The sequence below is a fragment of the Bacillus sp. FSL L8-0199 genome, from assembly GCF_038005705.1.
GTDB classification, from domain to species: domain Bacteria; phylum Bacillota; class Bacilli; order Bacillales; family Bacillaceae_G; genus Bacillus_A; species Bacillus_A cereus.
The window spans coordinates 159,787-182,302 of sequence record NZ_JBBOTS010000003.1 but is presented as its reverse complement, the minus strand read 5'-3'; the positions used below and the strand labels follow the sequence as shown (position 1 = coordinate 182,302).

Below are 22,516 nucleotides of genomic sequence, written 5' to 3'. Positions count from 1 at the left end.
TACTTAGGAATCCCTCACTTCTAAACGAAGTGAAAGTGGGGGTAGTTCAATATTTAGGAATTGTTGAAATTGAAGTGTAGATTAGTAGCCTGTGAATCGATAATAGTTCGTATACAAAAAGTGGCTGGGAATTATCGTTTCAGCCACTTTTTGTATTGACTTAATTGTTTGAAGTTACGAATTATAAATAGGATAAATGAAATGGAGTGGATATGATGGTTCAATCAATTAATACAAAGGTAGATTTAGTAATAGATGCTACCGCTTTTACGGAACTTACAGACTATGGAAAAATTATGATTGGTGATAAAGGGTTTGAATTTTATAATTCTCGTGATACGCATAAATTTATTCAAATTCCGTGGGAGGAAGTAGATTACGTTATAGCTTCTGTAATGTTTAAGGGGAAATGGATTCCACGTTATGCTATTGAAACCAAGAGAAATGGGATCTTCACCTTTTCTTCTAAGGAACCTAAGAAAGTTCTTCGGGCTATACGAGAATATGTAGATCCAGGTCATATGGCACAATCTCTAAGTTTCTATGATGTTATTAAACGTGGTCTTAAATCGCTAGGTAAAAAGAAATAATATAATGAAAAGAAGGGGGGATTTTTTGCTGCAAATACAAACAATTGATATATTAATTGTTTGAGTTTTGGACAGACTGGTTCAGTAGTAGATAAATCTGTTCTTTTTAAGAAGATGCACGGATTCTACTTCAGAAAGAATTAATGTAGTTGTTTCAAAATATTTGTAGTATAAAACAAGAACATTGCTTCTTAATTAGGCAATGCTCTTGTTCTACTATGTTATTCATGTACTTTTTTTGTTTAAGTCGCATTCCATCAGGTTACGGAAGCTCAAATTGTACCGTAGGTACCAAACTTACTATTAATTGGATTAATTCAGGCTGATAATGCCTCCATTTAAACAAATTTTCCTTTTCTATACCAATCACGCACCTTTTTTAGAATCATACATATCAGTGTTCAAGATTAGGATATTACTTGAAAGAGCCTTGGGATTTTTGCACCAGAATCGTTTTATACATTATAAATTATTCATGTTATTTAATTATATTTTTGCAATCGTGCTGTGTTATAATTCTGAAATACTGATATATCTAGTAGGACTTAAAGGTTTCGGTTTATTATACGAATTGGAAAATCAATCTATTATCTTTGAGGGTCAGGCTATGATTATTTAAACTATTATTCACACTATTATTTAGACTAAAAGAAGTACAAGGAGGAAGGTATATCTATTAAAGTAGTAAGATATACCAAATTCAAAATGAATATTAAATTTAATAAAAAAGTAGTAGCATTCACGGCAGGATTAACGGTATTATCTTCACCATTGGTATCGTTTGCAGAGGAAAAACAATCAGTAAACATTAAGCAATCTACAAGCCTTCAAGTGCAAGGTAACACAGACCAAATTCAAACAACAGATGAACAGGCTTTAAAAAGTATTGAAGCTAGTTTTGAAGAGGTAGACGGACGTGGTGGAGGTACTGTCGACAATAAGAAAGCAGATAGTCTTCAACGCTCAGAGGATATTCATGAAGAAACAGGCACATTAACTGTTCCTAACAATTCAAACAGAACAAAACGTAGTCTGTCTCCCATATCACCTAGCACCTCTAGTACAATAAACGGTGTTCCATTCACTGAATGGATTGTTCCAACAGGTAACGATAATATTCGCCCTCAAAACTACATGAGTCCAAAGTATATTACAATTCATGAGACTGATAATACAAGTGTAGGAGCAGGTGCTAGAAACCATGCTCAATACCTATATAACCAAGCAGTAGGTAACACGGAACGAGCTGCATCGTGGCATTTTACAGTAGACGATAAAGAGATTTATCAACATCTACCATTAAACGAGAACGGATGGCACGCAGGAGACGGTGATGGTCCAGGTAATAGAGAATCTATTGCAATTGAAATCGCAGTTAACAGTGACGGAAACTACAGTAAAGCAGTAGATAACGCTAAGAAACTTGTAGCTTATTTAATGAAAGAAACTGGTGTACCGTTAAATAACATTGTAAAACACCAAAAATGGAGCGGTAAAATCTGCCCTGCTAACATGATTAATAATGGGCAATGGGATGTATTCGTAAATAGCGTTGAGGGATATTATAATAATCTTTATCAACCAAAAGATGACATTACAGGAGGTTGGTATGAAGAAGCTATTCGAGAGTTAAATAGAAGGGGTATTATGATAGGGGAAGGAAACGGAGTTTTCGCACCCAATAGAGCGATAACAAGAGCCGAATTTGCTCAATTAATCTCTAAATCTCTAAACCTGCCAGCTGGAGATGCTTCATTTAAAGACCTAAACGATGCAAATTCAACTTTACGAGATGGTATTAAACGTACTGCAAGTGCAGGTATCATTCAAGGTAGAGGAGATGGTTATTTTGACCCAAACACACCTATTACAAGAGAAGAATCAGCAATTATTGTAAACAAGGCTTTACAGTATAAAGGTATATGGGGACCAGTTGTAAACCTACCATTCTCAGACAAAGACCAAATTAGCTATAAAGAAGATGTACAAAGATTGTATGGCTTAGGTATTGTCAAAGGTAAGGGTGAAAATCAATACGACCCTAAAGGAACAACAACTCGTGGTGAAACAGCAACATTCATTCTAAATATGCTACAAGTAATTGAAAATGGCAGTGTTGAAAAGGTAGTTGGAACGGCTCAAATTAATGGTATTGGGGTAAATGTTCGAAGCGGGTCAGGTACAAACTATTCTATTGTTAGAAAGACAAGTAAAGGCGAAAAAGTTACAGTATATGAAGAAAAGAATGGTTGGCTAAGAATTGGAACAGGTCAGTGGATTTACTATGACTCTAGTTATATCGACTATAACAGATTATAAAAGACTAAATAGTTAAAAGAACAGGTCATATTTGGATATATAACTTACCCTCAGGTTGTGAAGAAGACTTTCTCCACAACCTGTTTTTGTGCCTGGCCCCCTTTACCTAACAATACTGATAAAAAGAGGAGAAGGAGGGATTCATTATGATACTGGCATCGTTAAGTCATTGTAATTAACGTGTATACAATTATAGGCTAATGTTTTTTTGATAATTAAGTAGAGGTCACCTTACATACCCATCGAGGAAATACCCTAAAACAAAAAAATGAGCTGTATTGTTACAAGTTAGTACAAATTTCCGTTCTGTGTGGGTATTATAAAATTTTAGCTTGATGACGATGTGGTGTAGCACCAAAAAAGCAAAAGTGGAAGACCAAGCTAATATATATAGTATTGCATCAAAAATCCACGTTAGATAATCTAATCTTAACCAAATATCTACTTAAGATATTTAACACTACATTTAATGTTTTTTTCTACAAAATATTATTTTTAGTTAGCTGCGTATTTTTTATTGTAAAATTAATCGTATAAGCGTAAATTTGTATCTATTATATGAAAAGCCATAGTAATGCTAAAAACTAAACTGCAACAAGGCATCAAAAAGGAAATTATTTTAGACGTAAACAGATTATAAATAATTGTCGCCAAATAATTGATAAGCTAATTGAACACGGTAATCTATAGCAAATTATCATAAAACAATCACGTATCTCAATTTTTTGCGCTAATACGCCATCTTTTCTATATATTTCTACAAAAAATAGAGTGTTTTATTATTATTATTATGGGGAATTTTATCATTTTAGCCAAGAAGACTCCTTCCTCAAGGAGCGTGAAGGGTCCTAGCCCAGTGAGTGGGTGGGAGATGAATTGGCTTCGAACAAGGAATGGCAGGAAGCCATCTTAATTGTTCGACATACAGAAAGTGTTACTTCACCATCTGTCGAATGTACGTTTGGTGTATAGTTATATACCGAAATGGAGGTGAATGAAATGATGATCAATAAGGTCTATAAGTTTCGTATCTATCCAAATCAAGCACAAGCAATTCTAATCAACAAAACGATTGGTTGTTCCCGCTTTGTATTCAATCATTTCCTATCCTTATGGGATTACGCATACAAAGAGACAGGAAAAGGCTTGACCTATGGTACATGCTCTGCCAAACTCAAAGAGTTTGTTTGGCTAAAAGAAGTGGATAGTATTGCGATTCAGTCGTCTGTTCGCAACCTTGCGGATGCTTATACGCGCTTTTTCAAAAAACAAAACAGCGCACCGCGCTTTAAATCTAAGAAGAACAACGTACAATCTTACACCACAAAACAAACAAATGAAAATATTGCCGTTGTAGGGAACAAAATAAAGTTGCCGAAACTAGGCCTTGTTCGATTTGCTAAAAGTCGCGAAGTAGAGGGACGTATTGTAAATGCGACTGTTAGACGAAACCCTTCTGGAAGATATTTTGTGTCACTATTAGTTGAAACAGAAGTACAAGAACTTCCGAAAACACAGTCTTACATTGGAATAGATGTAGGACTAAAAGATTTCGCTATTTTGTCAGATGGAACACCCTATAAAAATCCAAAGTTTTTCCGATCATTAGAAGCTAAGTTGGCGAAAGCATAGCGTGTTCCTTCTAGAAGAATGAAAGGATCTTCTCGCTGGAATAAACAACGAGTAAAGGTAGCTAGAATTCATGAATATATATCAAATGCTAGAAAAGATTACTTGGACAAAATCTCAACCGAAATCATCAAAAACCACGATGTTATCGGTATAGAGGATTTGCAAGTATCGAATATGTTAAAGAATCATAAGTTAGCAAAAGCAATTAGTGAGGTGTCTTGGTCACAGTTTCGAACCATGTTGGAATATAAAGCAAAATGGTATGGCAAACAAGTCATTGTCGTATCGAAAACATTTGCTTCCAGCCAATTATGTTCTTGTTGTGGATATCAAAATAAAAACGTTAAAAATCTAAACCTACGTGAATGGGACTGTCCTTCTTGTCGTACACACCATGATAGGGATATTAACGCAAGTATCAATCTAAAGAATGAAGCGATAAGGCTTCTAACCGCAAGGACTGCGGGGATAGCCTAATCAATTAGAGTTCGATAGAACTCTTTACTTAGGAATCCCTCACTTCTAAACGAAGTGAAAGTGGGGGGAGTTCAAGCTTTTAAGTTAATGGGCGTGCTGTTAGGCCACCTTTTAAAATCAATATTTACCAAACAGGCCTTAACCTAGGTGATAAATTACATTCATTTGCTTCATACACTAATTTAGTTAAATCCTCTTTCAACATTTGCATTCGTTCGGTACCTATGTTTGTAATCCAACGTTGTTCAATTTCAGTTAGTATCTTCTCTTTCGCTTTTACAACTAACCAACCTCGTTCGGTCAAAACAATAATTTTCCCTCTCTTATCAGTAGGATGAGCTTCTTCGGTGTAAAAGATATGGAGAAAGTAGTGATTGAAGGTCACATCCAATTCCTAGATAAAGCAGACAAAATTATTGCCACAGGTCTTGAAAAGGCTGTTAAAGTAGCATGTACGTTCTAACTAATATAACATTTGTTACTTATATAGCAGTACTAACACTTTTATAATCGCTTGTTTTACTACTTTTTTACGCTTTATCCGTATAGGGGAATTGCCCAAACTTAGCAACTTAAGAATTTTATAACACCTCAAGCTGAAAAGTTCATGTATTTTTGACAGAAGACAGCTTATTTTTTCGTTTTGGGGGGGATTTGTATTTCTTAGCTTAATGGTGATGTGGTGCTACCTATTAGAGGATACTTCATAACCTTAGCTTAATAGCGATGGGTACTGCTCCTTTATGAAGATTTTTGCAGTTATACATTAAATCCTAACAAAGGCCATTATACATTCGCTGAAAGAGTATCAGTACATTTACTATTTTAGTTTAGTTGCATTCGGATAAATGTTCCAATCCTGTGAACTTTCAGGCTTGAATATAATTAGATAATAGCTATTATCTAATTAATTTATCATTCCAAATGGAAATAAATCAACAATTATTATCTGAATTAGTTTCCCTCAAAGATCCAAACAAGATTGTGGTTGCTGTCTGTTACTATTTTCACTTAGTTATCACGTATAATAACCAAGAATATTTTGATGGTAGTATGAATGATGTTTGAGGAATAAACAGAAAAAACAATTATGAAGTGAAAGTAATTTGAGCATGTATATCATATGCATTTAGATCTGGGGGTTTGTTTAATAAAAATATTTACGTCATCTTACACATAAGTATTAGAATATTTGCAAAATTGAAAAATATGCCAAATCCATATACACCATAATAATAAAATCTTAGGAGTTGGAGGATTTCGAAAAATTCCTAATATCATCATTAAAACTAAGAAACCTGAATTCTATATTTTTATAGATTCAGGTTATTTCATTTCTTTAGAAACCTTTGGTAGTTACATATTTGCGTAAGGAAAATTCATTTCATTATCTATACATCGATAGTTATTAAATCAGTGAAAGACACTCATTAGAGTGCATATGTTACAAAAAAATCTCCTTCATTTTACTGAGGACTTAATATTTTTTGAAATTAAATTTCAAATAAAAAAATAATAATTGAAATTAAGTTTCAATAATGCTATTCTATATTTGTAATAAAGAAAACGTTTCCGTGAAAGGATATAAATAAAAAATTTCCATGAAAAAGGGTGGTATATATGTTAGAAAATTTAACAACAGAAGCTCGTAATGATAAAACCATGAACTTAGATGAGATGTCGATAATAGAATTTCTTACAATCATGAATGAAGAGGATGCAAAAGTAGCTGACAGAGTAAAGTTGGAACTCCCGCAAATTGCAACAGCAGTAAAAGCGATTGTAGAAGCAAAAAGAAAAGGGGGCCGCTTAATCTATGTTGGTGCTGGAACAAGTGGTCGCATTGGTTTGCTAGATGCTGTTGAATGCCCACCAACTTTTGGGACAGACCCTGAAGAAGTAGTTGGATTAATTGCTGGTGGTGAGAAAGCTTTTATCAAAGCGGTAGAAGGTGCAGAAGACAGTAAAGAATTAGGAATTCAGGATTTAAAGAACATTCAACTAAAAAATACAGATGTTGTAGTTGGAATTGCTGCTAGTGGACGTACTCCTTATGTAATTGGCGGTTTAGAATACGCGAACTCTATTGGGGCGCAAACAGTAGCTGTAAGTTGTAATAAGGGTTCCGCAATTGGAAAAGAGGCAAAAATTAAGATTGAGGTTAATAATGGACCAGAGGTATTAACTGGGTCTACTCGATTGAAATCTGGTACTTCTCAAAAATTAATTTGTAACATGCTGTCAACAGCATCCATGGTTGGATTAGGGAAAGTATATGGGAATTTAATGGTGGATGTACAATTAACAAACGAAAAACTCGTAGAACGTGCAAAACGTATTGTAATGGAAGCTACATCCTGTGACTATGAAACAGCGGAGTTATATTTATCTAAGGCTGATAATAAGCCAAAGGTTGCAATTGTAATGATTTTAGCAGGTTTTTCAAAAGAAGAAGCTATACAGCGATTAGAAGAGACTCAAGGTTTTATTCGTCAAGCAGTTAAATAGCCAAAACGAGCGAGGTGTTTATCATGAGTAAATATAATAATATAGCATTAGAAATATTAGAAGCTATTGGTGGAAGTAATAATGTATTATCTTATACAAATTGTATGACACGTCTTCGAATCACACCGGTAAATCGGAAGCAAATAAATGAAGAAGCTGTAAAAAAAGTTAACGGAGTTCTTGGAGTTGTTGATGATGAGACATATCAAATTATTCTTGGGCCAGGTGTTGTTACAAAAGTAGCAGAACAGTTCAATATTGTTGTAGCACAAGGGAAAGAAGCGGTTGTTACCTCAACAGCACCTTCAGCTGAAGATTTACAAGCAAAAGGTGCAGAAATGAAGGCGGAACAAAAGAAAAAAAATAATACACCTTTCAAATCTTTTTTAAGAAAAATCGGAAATATCTTCATTCCCTTAATTCCAGCTTTTGTTGGAGCAGGTTTAATCGCTGGTATTGCATCGATTTTGTCAAATAATATTACTGCAGGAAACTTAGACAGTACTACATGGCAGCAGTATGTAACGATTTTTAATGTTATTAAAAATGCGATATTTAGTTACTTGGTTATTTATGTAGGAATTAATGCAGCAAAAGAATTTGGAGCAACTCCATCCCTAGGTGGAGTTATTGGTGGGGTAACTCTTTTAACAGGAGTAACATCAGATTTTCCGATAAATAACATATTCAATGGTGAGCCATTATCACCAGGTCAAGGTGGTGTACTTGGTGTTCTATTAGCTGTTTGGATATTATCAATTGTGGAAAAACAATTACGTAAATTTGTTCCAGATGCGGTAGACATTATTGTTACACCCACAATTGTATTGTTAGTAGTTGGGTTGATTACAATTTTCTTGATTATGCCATTAGCTGGTTTTATATCAAATAATTTAATTGGTGCAATTAATTGGGTATTGATACATGGTAGTGTATTCTCAGGATTTGTGCTTGGAGCGGCGTTTTTACCGCTTGTTATGTTAGGTCTACACCAAGTATTAATACCAATTCATATTGAAATGATTAATTCAACAGGTGCAACACAATTACTTCCTATTCTTTCAATGGCAGGTGCTGGACAAGTTGGGGCCGCAATTGCATTATGGGTTCGCTGTAAAAAGAATAAATCATTAACAAATATGATAAAAGGTGCACTTCCAGTTGGTGTCCTTGGGATTGGTGAACCACTTATTTACGGTGTAACATTACCGCTAGGACGTCCGTTTATTACCGCTTGTATCGGCGGAGGTATTGGTGGAGCAGTTATAGGTCTATTAGGGCATGTTGGTGCAATTGCAATTGGACCTTCTGGTATAGCATTAGTTCCATTGATTGCAAACGGAGCATGGTTGAACTATGTTATTGGATTATTTGCAGGCTATGCTGCTGGATTTATTCTCACATATTTCTTTGGTGTACCAAAAGAAGCAATGGTGGAACAAGAATAATAGTGCGGAATTTTGTGAAAGTACGATTAATCCTTTGGATAGTCGTACTTTTTTCTTCTACAACAGTAGACTCCTTCCTCATAAACGAGAAGGTGTGAAACACCAATTTTAGGTGGGAGATGAATGTCGGTAGGCATAAATCTACGTTTTTTGTATACTATAGATATCTGATAAGATCCAATTACAAAAACTTGTTCTCGTTACATTGCAAAAAGTCGTAAAATAGTAAGTAAATCAAGAGAGAGTAATAGGTGAACTTTTTATAGAAGAAATAAATTGATGGAGTTAAATAAAAAAATGGAAAGAAGTTGGAATGATTGACGGTAAATAGTATTCGAACACAAATAGAATTAGTTTTAGATGAGCTACCTGTCTCCGAGAAAAAGATAGCACAATATATGCTTTCTCACACTAAAGAGGTAACTCAAATGACAATACATCAATTAGCAAAAGAAGCAGAGGCAAGTAGTGCAGCTGTTGTTCGCTTTTGTCGGTCATTAGGGGTAACGGGTTTTCCAGACTTGAAAGCACGTTTATATGCTGAAATACAGCATATACATCATGTCGGTTATTTTGATATTGAATCTGATGAAAAAGTGCAATCGATAATTGATAAAACATTATCTAATACAGTACAAACACTTCATGATACAGTGGGGCAATTAGAAACGAAATCTATTGAAAAAGCAGTCGAATTCCTAAAAGATGCAGAAGTTATTTACATTTATGGAGTAGGGGCATCTTTTCTTATCGCAGAGGATGTAGCACAGAAATGGATTCGTTTAGGTAAAAAAGCTTATGCAATTTCAGATCGACATTTGTTAGCGGTCGCCTTGACTACTCAATCAGAAAATGCCTTGTTTTGGGGGATTTCTTATAGTGGAGAAACAAGTGATGTAATAGAGCTAATGAAAGCAGCCCGAAAGCTAGGATTGAAAACAATTAGCCTTTCTCGTTCAGGAAGCAGTAAAATTTCTGAGTTAGCAGATGTATCTTTATTTACGGCACGTGCCCCTGAGGCGAAAATTCGAAGTGCGGCAACTAGTTCTCGATTTGCACAACTGTTAGTAATTGATGTTGTCTTCTTTGCATACTCATCATCTCAATATGAGTTAACAGTAAAACAATTAGAAAAGACAAAACAAACTATACAGCAACTAAATGAATAAAAGTATTTTCGTAGGAAAGGCTGAGTTTAGATGCCTAAGGAACGGAGAAAATTTAAAAATGAAAATAAAACAACAAAAGCCTAAAGGTTTATGGAAAAAAGAATGTTTATATTTCTTATAATATTTTTGGCGTTGGGTCTCGTAGGATTCAGTTATTGGAACCTTTCACCAGTTCCAAAAGCATTTATAATTAAAAAAGCATTTGAGGGTGGGATGTTTGAACCGGCCACTAATTATGAAAATGCCTTAAAAGAAACAATAATCGTTAAGGATATCAATTATAATTCTAAATTTCCAGATGGCACATTAGATCTTGTTTATCCCAAAAATCATAGAGAAACAACTCCTGTTATTTTTTGGGTACATGGAGGTGGATTTGTCGGAGGTGATAAATCAGATATCACAGGCTATGCAGTAGAGCTGGCAGCTCGTGGTTATACAGTGATAAATATAAACTATGCTCTTGCTCCTAAAAAACAATATCCTACACCAGTACTGCAATTAGGTGAAGCTTATGAATATATAAAAGCAAATACTAAAAAATATGACTTGAAATTAGATCGTGTATATTTTGCAGGAGATTCTGCTGGAGCACAAATATCTGGTCAATTCGTAAATATTCAAACATCTACAGAATATGCGAAGTTAGCTAGAATTGACCCTATTGTTGACCCTACAACAATAAAGGGTGTATTGTTATTTTGTGGTCCATATAGTATGTCTGGATTAGCTAAAATAGAATCAACTAAAGAAATACAAGAATTTATGCGTACTGCTGGTTGGGCGTATTTAGGTGAAAAAAATTGGGAAGGGTTAAACGAAACGAAAATAGCCTCAATTTTAGATCATGTTACAAAAAATTATCCACCAACTTTTATAACGGATGGTAATACTGCATCATTTGAAAATCAAGGGAAAGCATTAGTTTCTGCTTTACAAAGTGAAGGTGTAGTAGTAGATAGTCTTTTCTTTGATAAAAATATTTCTGGTAAGTTAGGACATGAATTTCAATTTAAAATGAATACTTCAGCAGGTCAAGATACTTTCAACAAGGTTCTTGAATTTTTAAATAAAACTAACTAGTATACATATGATTAATATAAAGATAAAGCCCACTCTATTTTTAAAATAGAGTGGGCTTTTACTATAGATTTTTCTTTGAGATTAATTGCATAGTCTTTCATTTTTGCTGTGCTACAAGTGAAAGTGTTACTTAAATACTTTAACTTTTAATTGTGCCCGTATCTATTATTTTAACATTTGTTTTAACATTTATTTTTGCCTTTGATAAAACATGTAACCAGTCTTTTTTTACTTTTTTCCATTCTTGATATTGGAAAGCTCTAGCATATAAAGCAAGGCCTAGCGGATCAATTTGGTTTTTTTGTATATCCTGTAATATGTTTTGTAATTTATTATCCAACTCTTGTTTGATTTCTTGCTCTAATTTAATTATGTTTTTCTTATTATCGAAGCGATTCGTAATTAGATTCCCATTGGTTTTTTCGATTAATGCTACATTCATGTTTACATGTATATTAAAGATAAACTTCCCTTTTTTAAAATTAACGTTTATCTTTCTTTTTGCATCTTGTACAAGAATAGAAGCGTTAGATTTTTGATTTGACTTTTTAGGAGAAAGAGCTAAGTGTAGTATCATCCGACCAGTTTTTTTTGATTTATTTAAAAGATTGAACAACTTCACATCCTTTTTAGAAATTCTAGTTAAGTATCTTCCATACTGATCTAAAAATGCAATTCCTATAGTATCAATTTCATCATTCGTTTTCTTAATTATAGGCAGTGATTGTGTTAGCCCCTCTTCATTTTTTTCCCGCATTAGTTGTTCAATTGTAGGAGAAACAGCCTGATTGTTTTGAACAGAAGAGTTTACTAATTTATTGATATAAGAGGGAAGAGCAGGTTTATCGAGGCTTTTAACTTTAAAGAAATCTTCTGCTAATCCATCAATGAGTATTACCTTAGCATTAATGTTGGAATAAGGATCTCGATAAGAAGAATCAAGTTGCCTTATCCAATTTGCTTCTTGTGCGAAATTTTTCCCAATTAAAATGATTTCAGCTTTAGATGACGTGACGAATCCTGTTAACTTTGTATCTATTTTACTTATTCCATTATATACAGTTGATGCTTGAACCCAATGTTCTACAGTATCATTTTTCTTCTGAGGATGAAAGATGGGGATACTTGTGCCTATCCGTATTTGCCCATTAGCTGTCTTATCTAGGGCAATTAAGAGAATTAAAGAGGCTTTTTCTAAGGGAACCCTCTCGTTACAACCGATTAGATACACACAACAAATTGCAATAAATATGCTTTTCCGAATCATAACTCTTCCCTCCTATGAAACCAAGTAAAAAGAATGCTGTAAAAGTAAAAGAAGATTGGTAATAGAACAAAGAAAATAAAATTTAAAATATCCATAGAAAAATATATGGATTTTAGCTCACTTACATCAGGATTAAAAAGGATAAAAAAAATAACTATTAGTAAGACAGAACTCAAAGGAAGCAATTTACTAGTTAGCTTATTTTTAAAATTTGTTATGGAATGTAAGCTGAAAAATAAATACGGATATACAGTGGTAGAAAACACTATTAAATAGTAAGCAATATATATAATCTCTAACCTTTCTAAGAAAGAAAACTGAATCCCTTTTAATAGATGAAATACAGGCCAAATGACTGTTTTTATACCTTCAGGACTAAAGTATGTATAAGAAAGAATGGTAACATATAAATAAAAGAACATCGTTCCCGTATTGGCTAGGATGATTCCTTTTATTGCCTTATCTTTTTGTTTTAGAAATGGATATATAAAATACGCAATTTCTAATCCAGCGTAAGGGGTAATGGTTTCTTTTACGCCTTGTACAACAGGATATAAGCCGTCTTTTAAGATTGGTAAAAGGTGTAGTGGATAAAAATTTTGTTGTAATGAAAAAATGAGAAATATTGGCATCCAAGCTGTAAAGAAAAAAACCACCATAGAATAATTAACAATACCTCTAATGCCATTTGCTACTAAAATAATAAAAGGAATCAGTAATAATATAACAATTTGATAAGATGGGGTAGAAGGGAAAATCCATACCTTTACAATTTCAGTTGCTTTTAATATAGTGTTAAATCCAGCAAAAAATAAATAAAAAATATATAGAATAAAAAATATACTTCCGAACCATTTTCCAAAATACATTGTAAGAATCTGTAGAAAGTTCTTATCAGGGTTTTTTTGTAATACTAAAATAATGAGTACCCCAATCATAGAAGTAACCATCCATCCTAAGATAATAGAAATCCAACCATCTGTGCTAGCGGTATTGGCAAGTGGGCTTGGCATAATCAGCATACCTGATGCAAATTGCAGTGAATGGATAAAAACAATATACTCAAATAAATTTAAGTTGCGAAATTTTACATTTTCCATATGGACCACCTTCTTTTAATGTTAGCTTTGTCGCTTTTTCTGTTTGGGTTGTCCTGTACTAGAGCGGTTAGTAAGCATGGAATTGGGAAAGCGCACAAAAGAGTCTTTTAAATTTTGTAAACGAAAAGGTGCAATAGGAAGACCGTATGGTGTACCATATGAGTTTATTGTCGAAAAATGGGCTAATAAAATCATTAACCCACTTACCACACCAACAATCCCATAACAGTAAGCAAGTAACATTATTGGAAAACGAATAAGACGAATACAGCTTGATAATTCATAGTTAGAAACGATAAAAGATGCAATGGCAGTGATAGATACAATAATAACCATAATATTGCTGACAAGTCCTGCTTGAACAGCTGCCTGTCCAATTACAATCCCACCAACAATCCCAATTGTTTGTCCAATAGGTTGTGGGAGACGTATCCCAGCTTCTCGAAGCATTTCTAATGTGACCTCCATGATGAAAGCTTCTAACAAGGGTGGAAAAGGAACTTTTATTCTTGAAGATGCAATAGAAGTGTATAAGTCTAAAGGAATTGTTTCAAAGTGAAATGAAACCATTGCTATATATAGTGCCGGTAAAAATACAGCTATAACAAATCCTAAAAATCTTAATAAGCGAAAAAAAGATGCAATGAGCCAGTGCGTATTATAATCATCAGGTGTTTGAAAAAAACCAATTAAATTCATTGGAACAATCATTACACTAGGAGATCTATCAATTAACACTGCTATTTTTCCATCAAGAATATGTTGAGAAATGGAATCAGGACGTTCACTTAAATATGATTGAGGAAAGGGAGTCCAATTTTGATCTTTTGTAAAGTTAGATAATTCTCCAATACTTAAAATTGTATCAGTTTTAATTTTCACAATCCGTTTTTCAACCTCCTGTACTACTTCTTCGTTGGCTACATCCCCTAAGTAAATTATGTATACAGAAGTAGTAGCACGTTCTCCAATTGTTAATTTCTTAATTTTTAACTCAGTAGAAGGAATATATCTACGAATTAATCCTATATTTTTAGAGGCATTTTCAATAAACCCATCATGGGAGCCTTTAATTGTAACTTCTGAAACAGGTTCTTGAATTGATCTTTCTGCCCATCCTTTTGTATTTATAAGAAGAGCTTTTTTTTCTCCCTCCATGAATAGTACACATTGTCCCTCAAGTATTCCCTTTTTAATTTCATTCCATGTATATACTGTTTTTGAATAGGTAGCAATTACATTAAAATTAAATACCTGTATGTCATCAGTTATTTCTTGTAATAGTGGTGTAATAACATGTTCTTTCAATGCAATCCCGTCTGTAAGACCTTCAAAATAATAAAGTGAAATGCTGGTTTTAGTTTTTAACTGTAGAGGATGTTCAATTAAATCCGCACAAATATCAAAAATTTCTTCCAGTGTATTCTTAACTTCTTGCAAGGTGTTTATTTTTATGTTTTCAATAATTTCATTATTTTTATTTAAGGACATGATTCACACCTTCTTTATTTATAGATATAGGGTATCTTTATTATTTTTATATACTCACATTTTATTCATAAGATTAGTTTATTTTCAGAAAGAAAATTACTTGATAATGAGGAATTGAATCAAATGGCATCGGTACTAGTGATGGAGGGAATAGAATATATTTACATGGCAGATACTCTAGATCTTTAATATTCTGCATTTCAACTCAAGTTATTTCGACAATGAGTAATAAGAGAGACTGTTCAGTAAGAAAAATGAAATATAAGGTACCTATACTTCATCCTGCAAACAAAGTAAAAGAATTCTGTACAGAGCAGAATTCTCTTACAAGAACATTTTTTAGCATTCAATTTCTTATGTAATGGAATAACATTATGTAAAAGGGTGATGTTTTTTGAAATATTTAATTTATAAAAATAAATTGATAATAAAACTAGTTTTTATAAGCTTTATGGGCGAAACTGTAGTAAGCACTATTATAGGATAATGAATTTAGGGAATGTAGTACTTTGTATATTAGTAATAGGGATTAAGTAGTAAATGTTTGAGTGGTGACAATTTGGGTCATTAATACATTTATTGATCATGATAAGAACATTTTGGAGGTGTATTATGTTAAATGGAAAATGTTCAAAGGATTTCATAATGGATGAATATTTGAGTGGTGCTGGATTAGATCCAAGTTTAATTGGCCCACGTTACCACCAATCCCATCATTTATTTTACCAACAGGACCAGTTATAGTTGGAACATTTTTTAGATCATCAGATTTAGGTAGTGTAGTAGTACTTAATGGTGGTCTTTATCCTTTTGTGACTATGGATGAATCAGTACTAGGATCGTTTAGTCTTGCAGGAGATTGATTACAACTAATGTTAGTAGAACATATTTAATAGATAGTTATGTACAATTACAGGTAGATAGTAATTCTGGAAATGCTAGGTTATTTAATAACGGAGTAGCAATAACAAAAAATATTACAAATAAAGCACGCCCAAATGTTAATTCTATTTTTTAGATTTTCATTTTCTAAATGCTGGAGATGTAATTACATTGGTAGCATTAAATTCTACTGGAGGGGTAACTTTAGATGTTGTTTCGATTAATAATCTTAACTTTTTTCAAACGTATTTAAGGTTAATATTGCTATAAAATAGTATAAATATTGTTATTTTATAGTAAATGAATTTTATTTTGGATAGGTCGGATATCGATGAGATGTGGTTTTTTGTTCATGGATTTTTTAACCTTTTTATTTACAGTGTTTTGAATGTATACTTTAGTTATATAAATTGAGGATATCAAGAGAATTAGAGGAAAATCAATATTTAAAGGAATTCGAATGCAAATTAATATTTATTAGTTTACATTTATAAACAAAAAAGTACGAAGTCTTATAAAAGACTTCGTATCAATAACAGACTAAAGTACAGTTCATCGGAAACTGAAAGGGAATTTCATTTATATTATTATAATTCATTTATTCCCATTTTTGTTAATGGATTAGATGATATGTACAATTTCATATTTTATTGTCGCTATAAGCAAAGAAATATAAGTTGTTGTTGTTGTTTTAAAAAATTTTCTTTTTATTGTCGGTGAGCTAGCTTATGTAAGATCAAATTCTTTAAGCGCCTAGATATATTTCTATTCATTATACGCAAAAAAAACAATTCAGCCAATACAGCAACTTGAACCCATATCTTCAAATGTAGTCTCATTAATTTTATCGTAAATTTAAATGAATAAACATAAAAAAGTTCTTTATATAAAATATATAAAGAACTTTTTTAAAAGGATATAACCCTTTAGGTAGATTAAGTGATGGATATTAATTGTAACATAAATATTCATCATTTAATAGAAGAGCACAAGAAAGATAAACGTAAGAGTCAATGGTAAGTGTACTGGAATGGATCAGCGGTTTATGCTGATCCATGAGCAAGGAAAGAAAAAACATAAACTTCCTGTTTATATGTTTTAAAAGAATACAATTTATTATTGTATTCTTTTTTCTATGTTTTTCTATTTTTTAGTTGTCATGAAAACATGACAACTAGTATCTTATAAACCCTTATTATTACTGGCTTTCTTCACTTTGCCCTTCACAATTTTATAGATAGGACTAAAAGTTCTGCAAGGAACAGGTCATATTTTTAAGAAAACCATACAAAAATCTTCACCCTTAATATCAAAAAATTGGTTTTATTTTAAGTTGAAAATGCTCTTTAATTGTTTATTTTTTACACTTGTAATGAAAATTTTTTGCATTAAGGGATTTAGTTTTAACGTACAGAATCTGTAAAATATTGATGATGATTCATAAAGTAACAGGTATGTATAAATAAAGTAGGTATTAATGTACACCTTTTTAAAATATGTTTCATACATATATTAAGTATCGATTTATTAAATCAAGTGCAATTAATTCAAAAAGTTGGTGGAGAAATGAATAAGTTCGATAAATGTAATCATATTCCTTTTCCATGTGCATTTCCTATTCCTGAACAAGGACCTACAGGTTCTACGGGCCCACAAGGGCCAACAGGTCCCGCTGGGACAGGAAGAGGACCAACAGGTCCTCAAGGGGTTCAAGGAATCCAAGGAGAACCAGGACCAGACGGACCAACAGGTCCTCAAGGGGTTCAAGGAATTCAAGGAGAACCAGGACCAGATGGACCAACAGGTCCTCAAGGGGTTCAAGGAATCCAAGGAGAACCAGGACCAGACGGACCAACAGGTCCTCAAGGGGTTCAAGGAATCCAAGGGGAACCAGGACCAGACGGACCAACAGGTCCCCAAGGGGTTCAAGGAATCCAAGGAGAACCAGGGCCTCAAGGAGATATAGGCCCAACAGGCCCAACAGGAATAGGTATAATAGGGCCAACAGGTATTACAGGAAGTACTGGCCCAACAGGACCTTCAGGTGGACCACCTGGGCCAACGGGGCCAACAGGACCTTCAGGTGGACCACCTGGGCCAACAGGATCTACAGGAGTTACTGGCCCAACAGGACCTTCAGGTGGACCACCTGGGCCAACGGGACCCACTGGAGCTACTGGACTACAAGGGATTCCAGGAGTTACTGGTCCAATTGGGCCAACAGGACCCCAAGGAGTTCAAGGAATTCAAGGGGAACCAGGACCAGACGGACCGACAGGACCCCAAGGAGTTCAAGGAATCCAAGGGGAACCAGGACCAACAGGACCGAATATTCCCCCTACATTTCTTAATGTAGGTAAATTATTTACGGAAACTGTTGAATCTTTAAATTCAATAACCAATTATCAAACACCTGTATTAATAACTCAATCTACTTTATCATTTGATTCCTCAACTGGTATTGCAACAATTTTCAATTCAGGTATTTATAGTATAGAATGTTATATTTCTACTAGCTTAGAAAATACAACTACTCCAATAGTATTTGCAATTGCTATTAATGGAGTAACTAATGTGAACCAAAGTACAGGAATTCATGTTCCTGGTAGTCAAATTTCTTTAGGAATTGTTCGCAATTTAGCTGCAAATACTACTATACAATTACTAAATATTAGTAATGGACCAGTTATACTTTCTCCTGACATAATGGTAACTGGTTTAAGAAGACCAATTCTTATATTTAATATAATTAGACTTGCTTAAAAAATGTTTGTAACTATGCATAGAATTACCATTTTTACCGTTTAATTCATTCAAAAAACTTTTAAAAGGAAACTTAAAAATCTTATCGTTTAAAAATGATAAAAAGCATAAATTATTAATTTATTTATTTTAAACACAATATTAAAATAAAACATTTTATATTAATAAGGTTTACTTTATTTGTACTTTAAATGATTTTACTCCAAATAAAGTTTGTGAATCCTTTGTAATTTATCTTAAAATTATTTTCGTTATTAAGTTATAGAGTGTTAGAAGCAATCTTCGATATACTATAACTATCTATCACTAACTAATTTAAGGACTTTACCTATTAAAAAACCTCTTTATATATGATGAAGTGACCCAATGAAATAAGACAAGGAAAAAACACCTCTTATACCGTATTTAATTTAAATACGAGTATACGGAGGTGTTTCTTTTATGGGAACGAGAAAATCTTATTCAGAAGAAATTAAATGGAAAGCAATCGAGCTGAAAAAACAAGGATACACAAATAAAGAAATTATGGAACAATTAGGAATTAAAAATAAAGCACAGATTAAAACTTGGATGAAGTGGCATCGTGAAGGTGAAACGTATCGTTTTAGTCGCCCTGTAGGAAAACAAAGTACGCTACAAAAGGCTAGTGAAGAAGGTATAACTGAAATCGAGAAGCTTCAGATAGAGAATCGGAAATTAAAAATGCAACTAGATATTTTAAAAAAGTACCAAGAAATCGAGAGGAGTTTGTTAAAGAAGTAGTTGTAGAAGTAGTGGAGTTGATGAAAGATGAGTACTCCATTAAAGAAATATGTATATTAATTGATATACCTCGTTCTACTTATTATCGATGGAAAAATAAAGGGAAAGATATAAAGGAAGCAAAATTAGAACAGGCTATTTTGACAATTTGTATGACAAATCACTTTCGATATGGACATCGAAAAATTTACAATGTAGGGTTAAAAGAAAGAGAAGAACCTGGATCAATGGAGAAAGTAGAATTGTTGTAGAGAATCTCTTAAATAGAAACTTTCAAGCTAACAAGCCAAATGAAAAATGGGTTACAGACATTACATATTTGCCATTTGGTACAGCGATGTTGTATTTATCAAGTATTATGGATTTATATAACAATGAAATCATTGCGTATGAAATAAGTAACAGACAAGACGTAACACTTGTCTTAAACACAGTTGAGAAGGCGATCAAACTAAAACAAAATACTCAAATTATACTACATAGTGATCAAGGGGCCGTGTATACCTCCTACGCTTTCCAAACGTTATCTAAAGAGAATGGCATTACCACAAGTATGTCCCGTAAAGGAAATTGTCATGATAATGCCGTAATAGAATCTTTTCATTCCTCATTGGGGTACCGCCACATCCCCATCAAGCTAATAGTTTTAATTACCCCCATAACGAAAATTTTATGCATCGTTAACTATTGATAATGATAGGTTATGTTAATAAAAATTGTATGGGTGATATATCATAAGTATTTGTATTTCGAGTTATAAATTGTTATGATAAACTGGTTAATTTAGGGAAATAAAGGAGGGGAAATATGGATTTAATCAAAGAAGTGACTTTATTAAGATATCAATTTAGACTTATGCAAAGTATGATTCAGTCAGATGAATTCCCATTTTATAGATTTGTTATAGATCATGAATTTGAAGAAGAACAAGTAAATGCCTTAAGAAAAATTTTAATTGCATTTCATGATCGATTAACTAGAGAAGAAGTTTCGATTTTTGCCCAAAACGATCATTTATTTTCTAAATTTAAACTTCCTTTAGATATGCTATACAGCCCAGAAAAGCCTAATTTAGATGAGTTTAAACTATATATCACTAAGATTTTTTATCAAGAATTTGAATTGAAATACTTATTATTAAGTTTAAAAAAACAATGTATTTTTGTGAATGTCTGTGATTATCTTTTAGAGCAATTAAAAATAATTAATAACGTTTGATTATATAGATATATAAAGGTGATATAAATAATTATTAAACGGCTATTTGGTACCGTTACATCGATATAAAACTAAGGTTTTGCACTATCCATAAAGCAAAAAAGGCGTTATCCTTTCTGTAGAATTATAGGAAAGGATGGCGTTTTTTATGTCTGTTTCTGTGTCTGATGAATTACAACTATTTGCTCAAGAGATTCAAAGTTTTTTATCTCCAAATACCTTACGGGATCTTGCTAGAGATGTTGGTTTTGTACAACGAACTAGTAAATACCAAGCAAAAGATTTAGTCGCTTTATGTATATGGATGAGTCAAAATATCGCTACAACCTCTTTAGCTCAGTTATCTAGCTGTTTAGAAGCATCCACAGAAGTACTTATCAGTCCAGAAGGACTGAATCAACGGTTTAATACATCAGCCGTTCAGTTTTTACAACATATATTGACTAACCTTCTAAATAAAAAATTAACTTCATCTATGCCACTTTCTTCTCCATACACCTCTGTTTTCAAGCGTATTCGCATTTTAGATTCCACTGCATTTCAGCTTCCAGATATATTTTCAACCATTTATCCTGGGGCTGGAGGATGTAGCCATACTGCTGGGATGAAAATTCAACTTGAATATGACCTATTAAGCGGACAATTCCTGCATATCCATACAGGTCCAGGGAAACAACATGATCGAACCTACGGTTCTCTGTGTGTTCCAACTGTAGCACCAAATGATTTATGTATCCGTGATTTAGGGTATTTTCATTTAAAAGATCTTCAACATATACAAGATAAAAAGGCTTACTATATCTCTCGTATTAAATCCAATACACGTATTTATCAAAAAAATCTCACACCTGATTATTTTCAGGATGGAAGCATCAAGAAAGGTACAGAGTATATACAGATAGATATGGAGGTATTAATGAACTCTCTCCAACCAGGAAAAACCTATGAAATATCCGATGCTTATGTAGGAATGACTGATAAAATCCCAACTCGTGTGATCGTTCATCGGCTAACAAAAGAACAACAACAAAAACGATTACAAGATCAAACTGTAAGAGAAAAAAAGAAAGGAATGAAGTACTCTGCTCGTAGTAAAAGACTTAGCGGTATCAATGTATACATGACCAATACCTCTACAGATATTGTCCCGATGGGACAAGTACATGATTGGTACTCTTTACGTTGGCAAATCGAGATTTTATTTAAAACATGGAAATCATTCTTTCATATTCAGCATTGTAAAAAGATAAAACGAGAAAGATTGGAATGTCATTTGTATGGGCAACTGATTGCCATTCTACTCTGTTCGTCTACTATGTTTCAAATGCGACACTTACTTCTTATGAAAAAGAAACGAGAACTGAGTGAATATAAAGCCATATATATGATTAAAGATTATTTTCTTCTTATTTATCAAGCTACACAGAAAGACACCCAAGAACTATCAAAGATTCTCATTCGCCTGTTCAACCTCCTACAGCAGAACGGGCGAAAATCCCATAGATATGAGAAAAAAACCGTCTTTGATATATTAGGTGTCGTTTACAATTGTACCATGTCTGATGATCAAGCGGCCTAATTCAAAAAATGAAACCCGATAGGGTTTATTTCGCATGCAACTCTTTAAATTCTCTACACCTAGTTTTTAGAAAAAAGAAACAAGTTCTACTATACTTGACGTTGTAAGGGCTTAGCTTGATAGCGATGGGGTACCGCCACACATCCATCAACTTAAGGTATATTTTTATACAAAATGTGTTCTTTCCATATAGTTTTTTATTATCTTTTCTGGATTTTATAAAAGTTG

15 protein-coding genes and 5 pseudogenes are annotated in these 22,516 nt (G+C 33.0%); 15 read left to right on the top strand and 5 right to left on the bottom strand.

Annotated elements, in window-relative coordinates:
* Positions 1 to 212 precede the first annotated feature (212 nt).
* A complete protein-coding gene (locus NST86_RS31220) occupies positions 213 to 590 on the top strand; it encodes a DUF956 family protein (protein ID WP_240384014.1) in 378 nt (125 codons plus the stop codon).
* Between the two features lie 252 nt (positions 591 to 842).
* On the opposite strand, the pseudogene NST86_RS31215 reads toward NST86_RS31220, so the two are convergent.
* Positions 843 to 951, bottom strand: a pseudogene (locus NST86_RS31215) (IS6 family transposase); the annotation flags it as partial.
* A gap of 344 nt (positions 952 to 1,295) precedes the next feature.
* Here NST86_RS31215 and NST86_RS31210 point away from each other — a divergent pair.
* Both NST86_RS31210 and tnpB read left to right on the top strand, forming a co-directional pair.
* On the top strand, positions 1,296 to 2,909 hold the full coding sequence (locus tag NST86_RS31210) for an S-layer homology domain-containing protein (protein WP_340935225.1): 1,614 nt from the start codon (positions 1,296 to 1,298) through the stop codon (positions 2,907 to 2,909).
* A 1,002-nt stretch (positions 2,910 to 3,911) separates the two neighbouring features.
* Positions 3,912 to 5,018, top strand: a pseudogene (gene tnpB / locus NST86_RS31205) (IS200/IS605 family element RNA-guided endonuclease TnpB).
* 124 nt (positions 5,019 to 5,142) lie between these two features.
* On the opposite strand, the pseudogene NST86_RS31200 reads toward tnpB, so the two are convergent.
* Positions 5,143 to 5,361: pseudogene (locus tag NST86_RS31200) on the bottom strand (MarR family winged helix-turn-helix transcriptional regulator); the annotation flags it as partial.
* Between NST86_RS31200 and NST86_RS31195 the strand changes: the two are divergent.
* The 5 genes and pseudogenes from NST86_RS31195 to NST86_RS31175 form a co-directional block, all read left to right on the top strand.
* Positions 5,347 to 5,481: pseudogene (locus NST86_RS31195) on the top strand (ACP phosphodiesterase); the annotation flags it as partial. The pseudogenes NST86_RS31200 and NST86_RS31195 overlap by 15 nt on opposite strands.
* Positions 5,482 to 6,638: 1,157 nt before the next feature.
* Complete coding sequence (gene murQ, locus NST86_RS31190) at positions 6,639 to 7,526, top strand: N-acetylmuramic acid 6-phosphate etherase (protein ID WP_086423543.1); 888 nt, start codon at positions 6,639 to 6,641, stop codon at positions 7,524 to 7,526.
* Between the two features lie 23 nt (positions 7,527 to 7,549).
* The gene (locus NST86_RS31185) at positions 7,550 to 8,974 is read left to right on the top strand and encodes a PTS transporter subunit EIIC (protein ID WP_098676388.1); all 1,425 of its coding nucleotides are present in this window, start codon (positions 7,550 to 7,552) and stop codon (positions 8,972 to 8,974) included.
* A gap of 317 nt (positions 8,975 to 9,291) precedes the next feature.
* A complete protein-coding gene (locus NST86_RS31180) occupies positions 9,292 to 10,143 on the top strand; it encodes a MurR/RpiR family transcriptional regulator (protein WP_098676389.1) in 852 nt (283 codons plus the stop codon).
* Positions 10,144 to 10,201: 58 nt separating this feature from the next.
* A pseudogene (locus tag NST86_RS31175) lies at positions 10,202 to 11,226 on the top strand (alpha/beta hydrolase).
* 139 nt (positions 11,227 to 11,365) lie between these two features.
* On the opposite strand, the gene NST86_RS31170 reads toward NST86_RS31175, so the two are convergent.
* The 3 genes from NST86_RS31170 to NST86_RS31160 are packed head-to-tail and all read right to left on the bottom strand — an operon-like array spanning position 11,366 to position 15,084.
* The gene (locus NST86_RS31170) at positions 11,366 to 12,493 is read right to left on the bottom strand and encodes a Ger(x)C family spore germination protein (protein WP_061664849.1); all 1,128 of its coding nucleotides are present in this window, start codon (positions 12,491 to 12,493) and stop codon (positions 11,366 to 11,368) included.
* The gene (locus tag NST86_RS31165; RefSeq protein ID WP_061664850.1) at positions 12,490 to 13,593 is read right to left on the bottom strand and encodes a GerAB/ArcD/ProY family transporter; all 1,104 of its coding nucleotides are present in this window, start codon (positions 13,591 to 13,593) and stop codon (positions 12,490 to 12,492) included. The genes NST86_RS31170 and NST86_RS31165 overlap by 4 nt, the downstream gene beginning before the upstream one ends.
* 21 nt (positions 13,594 to 13,614) lie before the next feature.
* Positions 13,615 to 15,084 (bottom strand): spore germination protein, encoded by a 1,470-nt coding sequence (locus NST86_RS31160; RefSeq protein ID WP_061664851.1) that lies wholly within the window; start codon positions 15,082 to 15,084, stop codon positions 13,615 to 13,617.
* A 612-nt stretch (positions 15,085 to 15,696) separates the two neighbouring features.
* On the opposite strand from NST86_RS31160, the gene NST86_RS31155 reads away from it, so the two are divergent.
* The 7 genes from NST86_RS31155 to NST86_RS31130 all read left to right on the top strand — a co-directional run bounded on the left by NST86_RS31155 (position 15,697) and on the right by NST86_RS31130 (position 22,288).
* Positions 15,697 to 15,828, top strand: a complete 132-nt coding sequence (locus tag NST86_RS31155) for a hypothetical protein (RefSeq protein WP_257152760.1) — start codon at positions 15,697 to 15,699, stop codon at positions 15,826 to 15,828.
* Positions 15,829 to 17,532: 1,704 nt separating this feature from the next.
* Positions 17,533 to 18,729 (top strand): collagen-like protein, encoded by a 1,197-nt coding sequence (locus NST86_RS31150; protein ID WP_340935218.1) that lies wholly within the window; start codon positions 17,533 to 17,535, stop codon positions 18,727 to 18,729.
* Positions 18,730 to 19,170: 441 nt separating this feature from the next.
* Positions 19,171 to 19,491: a transposase gene (locus NST86_RS31145; protein ID WP_086423245.1), complete on the top strand. Its 321-nt coding sequence runs from the start codon at positions 19,171 to 19,173 to the stop codon at positions 19,489 to 19,491.
* Between the two features lie 17 nt (positions 19,492 to 19,508).
* Positions 19,509 to 19,742, top strand: coding sequence for a hypothetical protein (locus tag NST86_RS31140; protein WP_176342970.1), 234 nt, complete (start codon positions 19,509 to 19,511; stop codon positions 19,740 to 19,742).
* A complete protein-coding gene (locus NST86_RS35005) occupies positions 19,640 to 20,182 on the top strand; it encodes an IS3 family transposase (RefSeq protein WP_186366551.1) in 543 nt (180 codons plus the stop codon). The genes NST86_RS31140 and NST86_RS35005 overlap by 103 nt, the downstream gene beginning before the upstream one ends.
* Before the next feature lie 116 nt (positions 20,183 to 20,298).
* Positions 20,299 to 20,709, top strand: coding sequence for a DUF1878 family protein (locus tag NST86_RS31135; RefSeq protein WP_086423311.1), 411 nt, complete (start codon positions 20,299 to 20,301; stop codon positions 20,707 to 20,709).
* Between the two features lie 148 nt (positions 20,710 to 20,857).
* Positions 20,858 to 22,288, top strand: coding sequence for an IS4 family transposase (locus NST86_RS31130; RefSeq protein WP_086423312.1), 1,431 nt, complete (start codon positions 20,858 to 20,860; stop codon positions 22,286 to 22,288).
* Positions 22,289 to 22,516: the final 228 nt, after the last annotated feature.

Excerpts from the sequence above, each read along its gene's own strand:
- NST86_RS31220 (WP_240384014.1), top strand. The coding sequence starts at position 213 with ATGATGGTTCAATCAATTAATACAAAGGTAGATTTAGTAATAGATGCT.
- NST86_RS31210 (WP_340935225.1), top strand. The coding sequence starts at position 1,296 with ATGAATATTAAATTTAATAAAAAAGTAGTAGCATTCACGGCAGGATTA.
- murQ (WP_086423543.1), top strand. The coding sequence starts at position 6,639 with ATGTTAGAAAATTTAACAACAGAAGCTCGTAATGATAAAACCATGAAC.
- NST86_RS31185 (WP_098676388.1), top strand. The coding sequence starts at position 7,550 with ATGAGTAAATATAATAATATAGCATTAGAAATATTAGAAGCTATTGGT.
- NST86_RS31170 (WP_061664849.1), bottom strand. The coding sequence starts at position 12,493 with ATGATTCGGAAAAGCATATTTATTGCAATTTGTTGTGTGTATCTAATC.
- NST86_RS31165 (WP_061664850.1), bottom strand. The coding sequence starts at position 13,593 with ATGGAAAATGTAAAATTTCGCAACTTAAATTTATTTGAGTATATTGTT.
- NST86_RS31160 (WP_061664851.1), bottom strand. The coding sequence starts at position 15,084 with ATGTCCTTAAATAAAAATAATGAAATTATTGAAAACATAAAAATAAAC.
- NST86_RS31155 (WP_257152760.1), top strand. The coding sequence starts at position 15,697 with ATGTTAAATGGAAAATGTTCAAAGGATTTCATAATGGATGAATATTTG.
- NST86_RS31150 (WP_340935218.1), top strand. The coding sequence starts at position 17,533 with ATGAATAAGTTCGATAAATGTAATCATATTCCTTTTCCATGTGCATTT.
- NST86_RS31145 (WP_086423245.1), top strand. The coding sequence starts at position 19,171 with ATGGGAACGAGAAAATCTTATTCAGAAGAAATTAAATGGAAAGCAATC.
- NST86_RS31135 (WP_086423311.1), top strand. The coding sequence starts at position 20,299 with ATGGATTTAATCAAAGAAGTGACTTTATTAAGATATCAATTTAGACTT.
- NST86_RS31130 (WP_086423312.1), top strand. The coding sequence starts at position 20,858 with ATGTCTGTTTCTGTGTCTGATGAATTACAACTATTTGCTCAAGAGATT.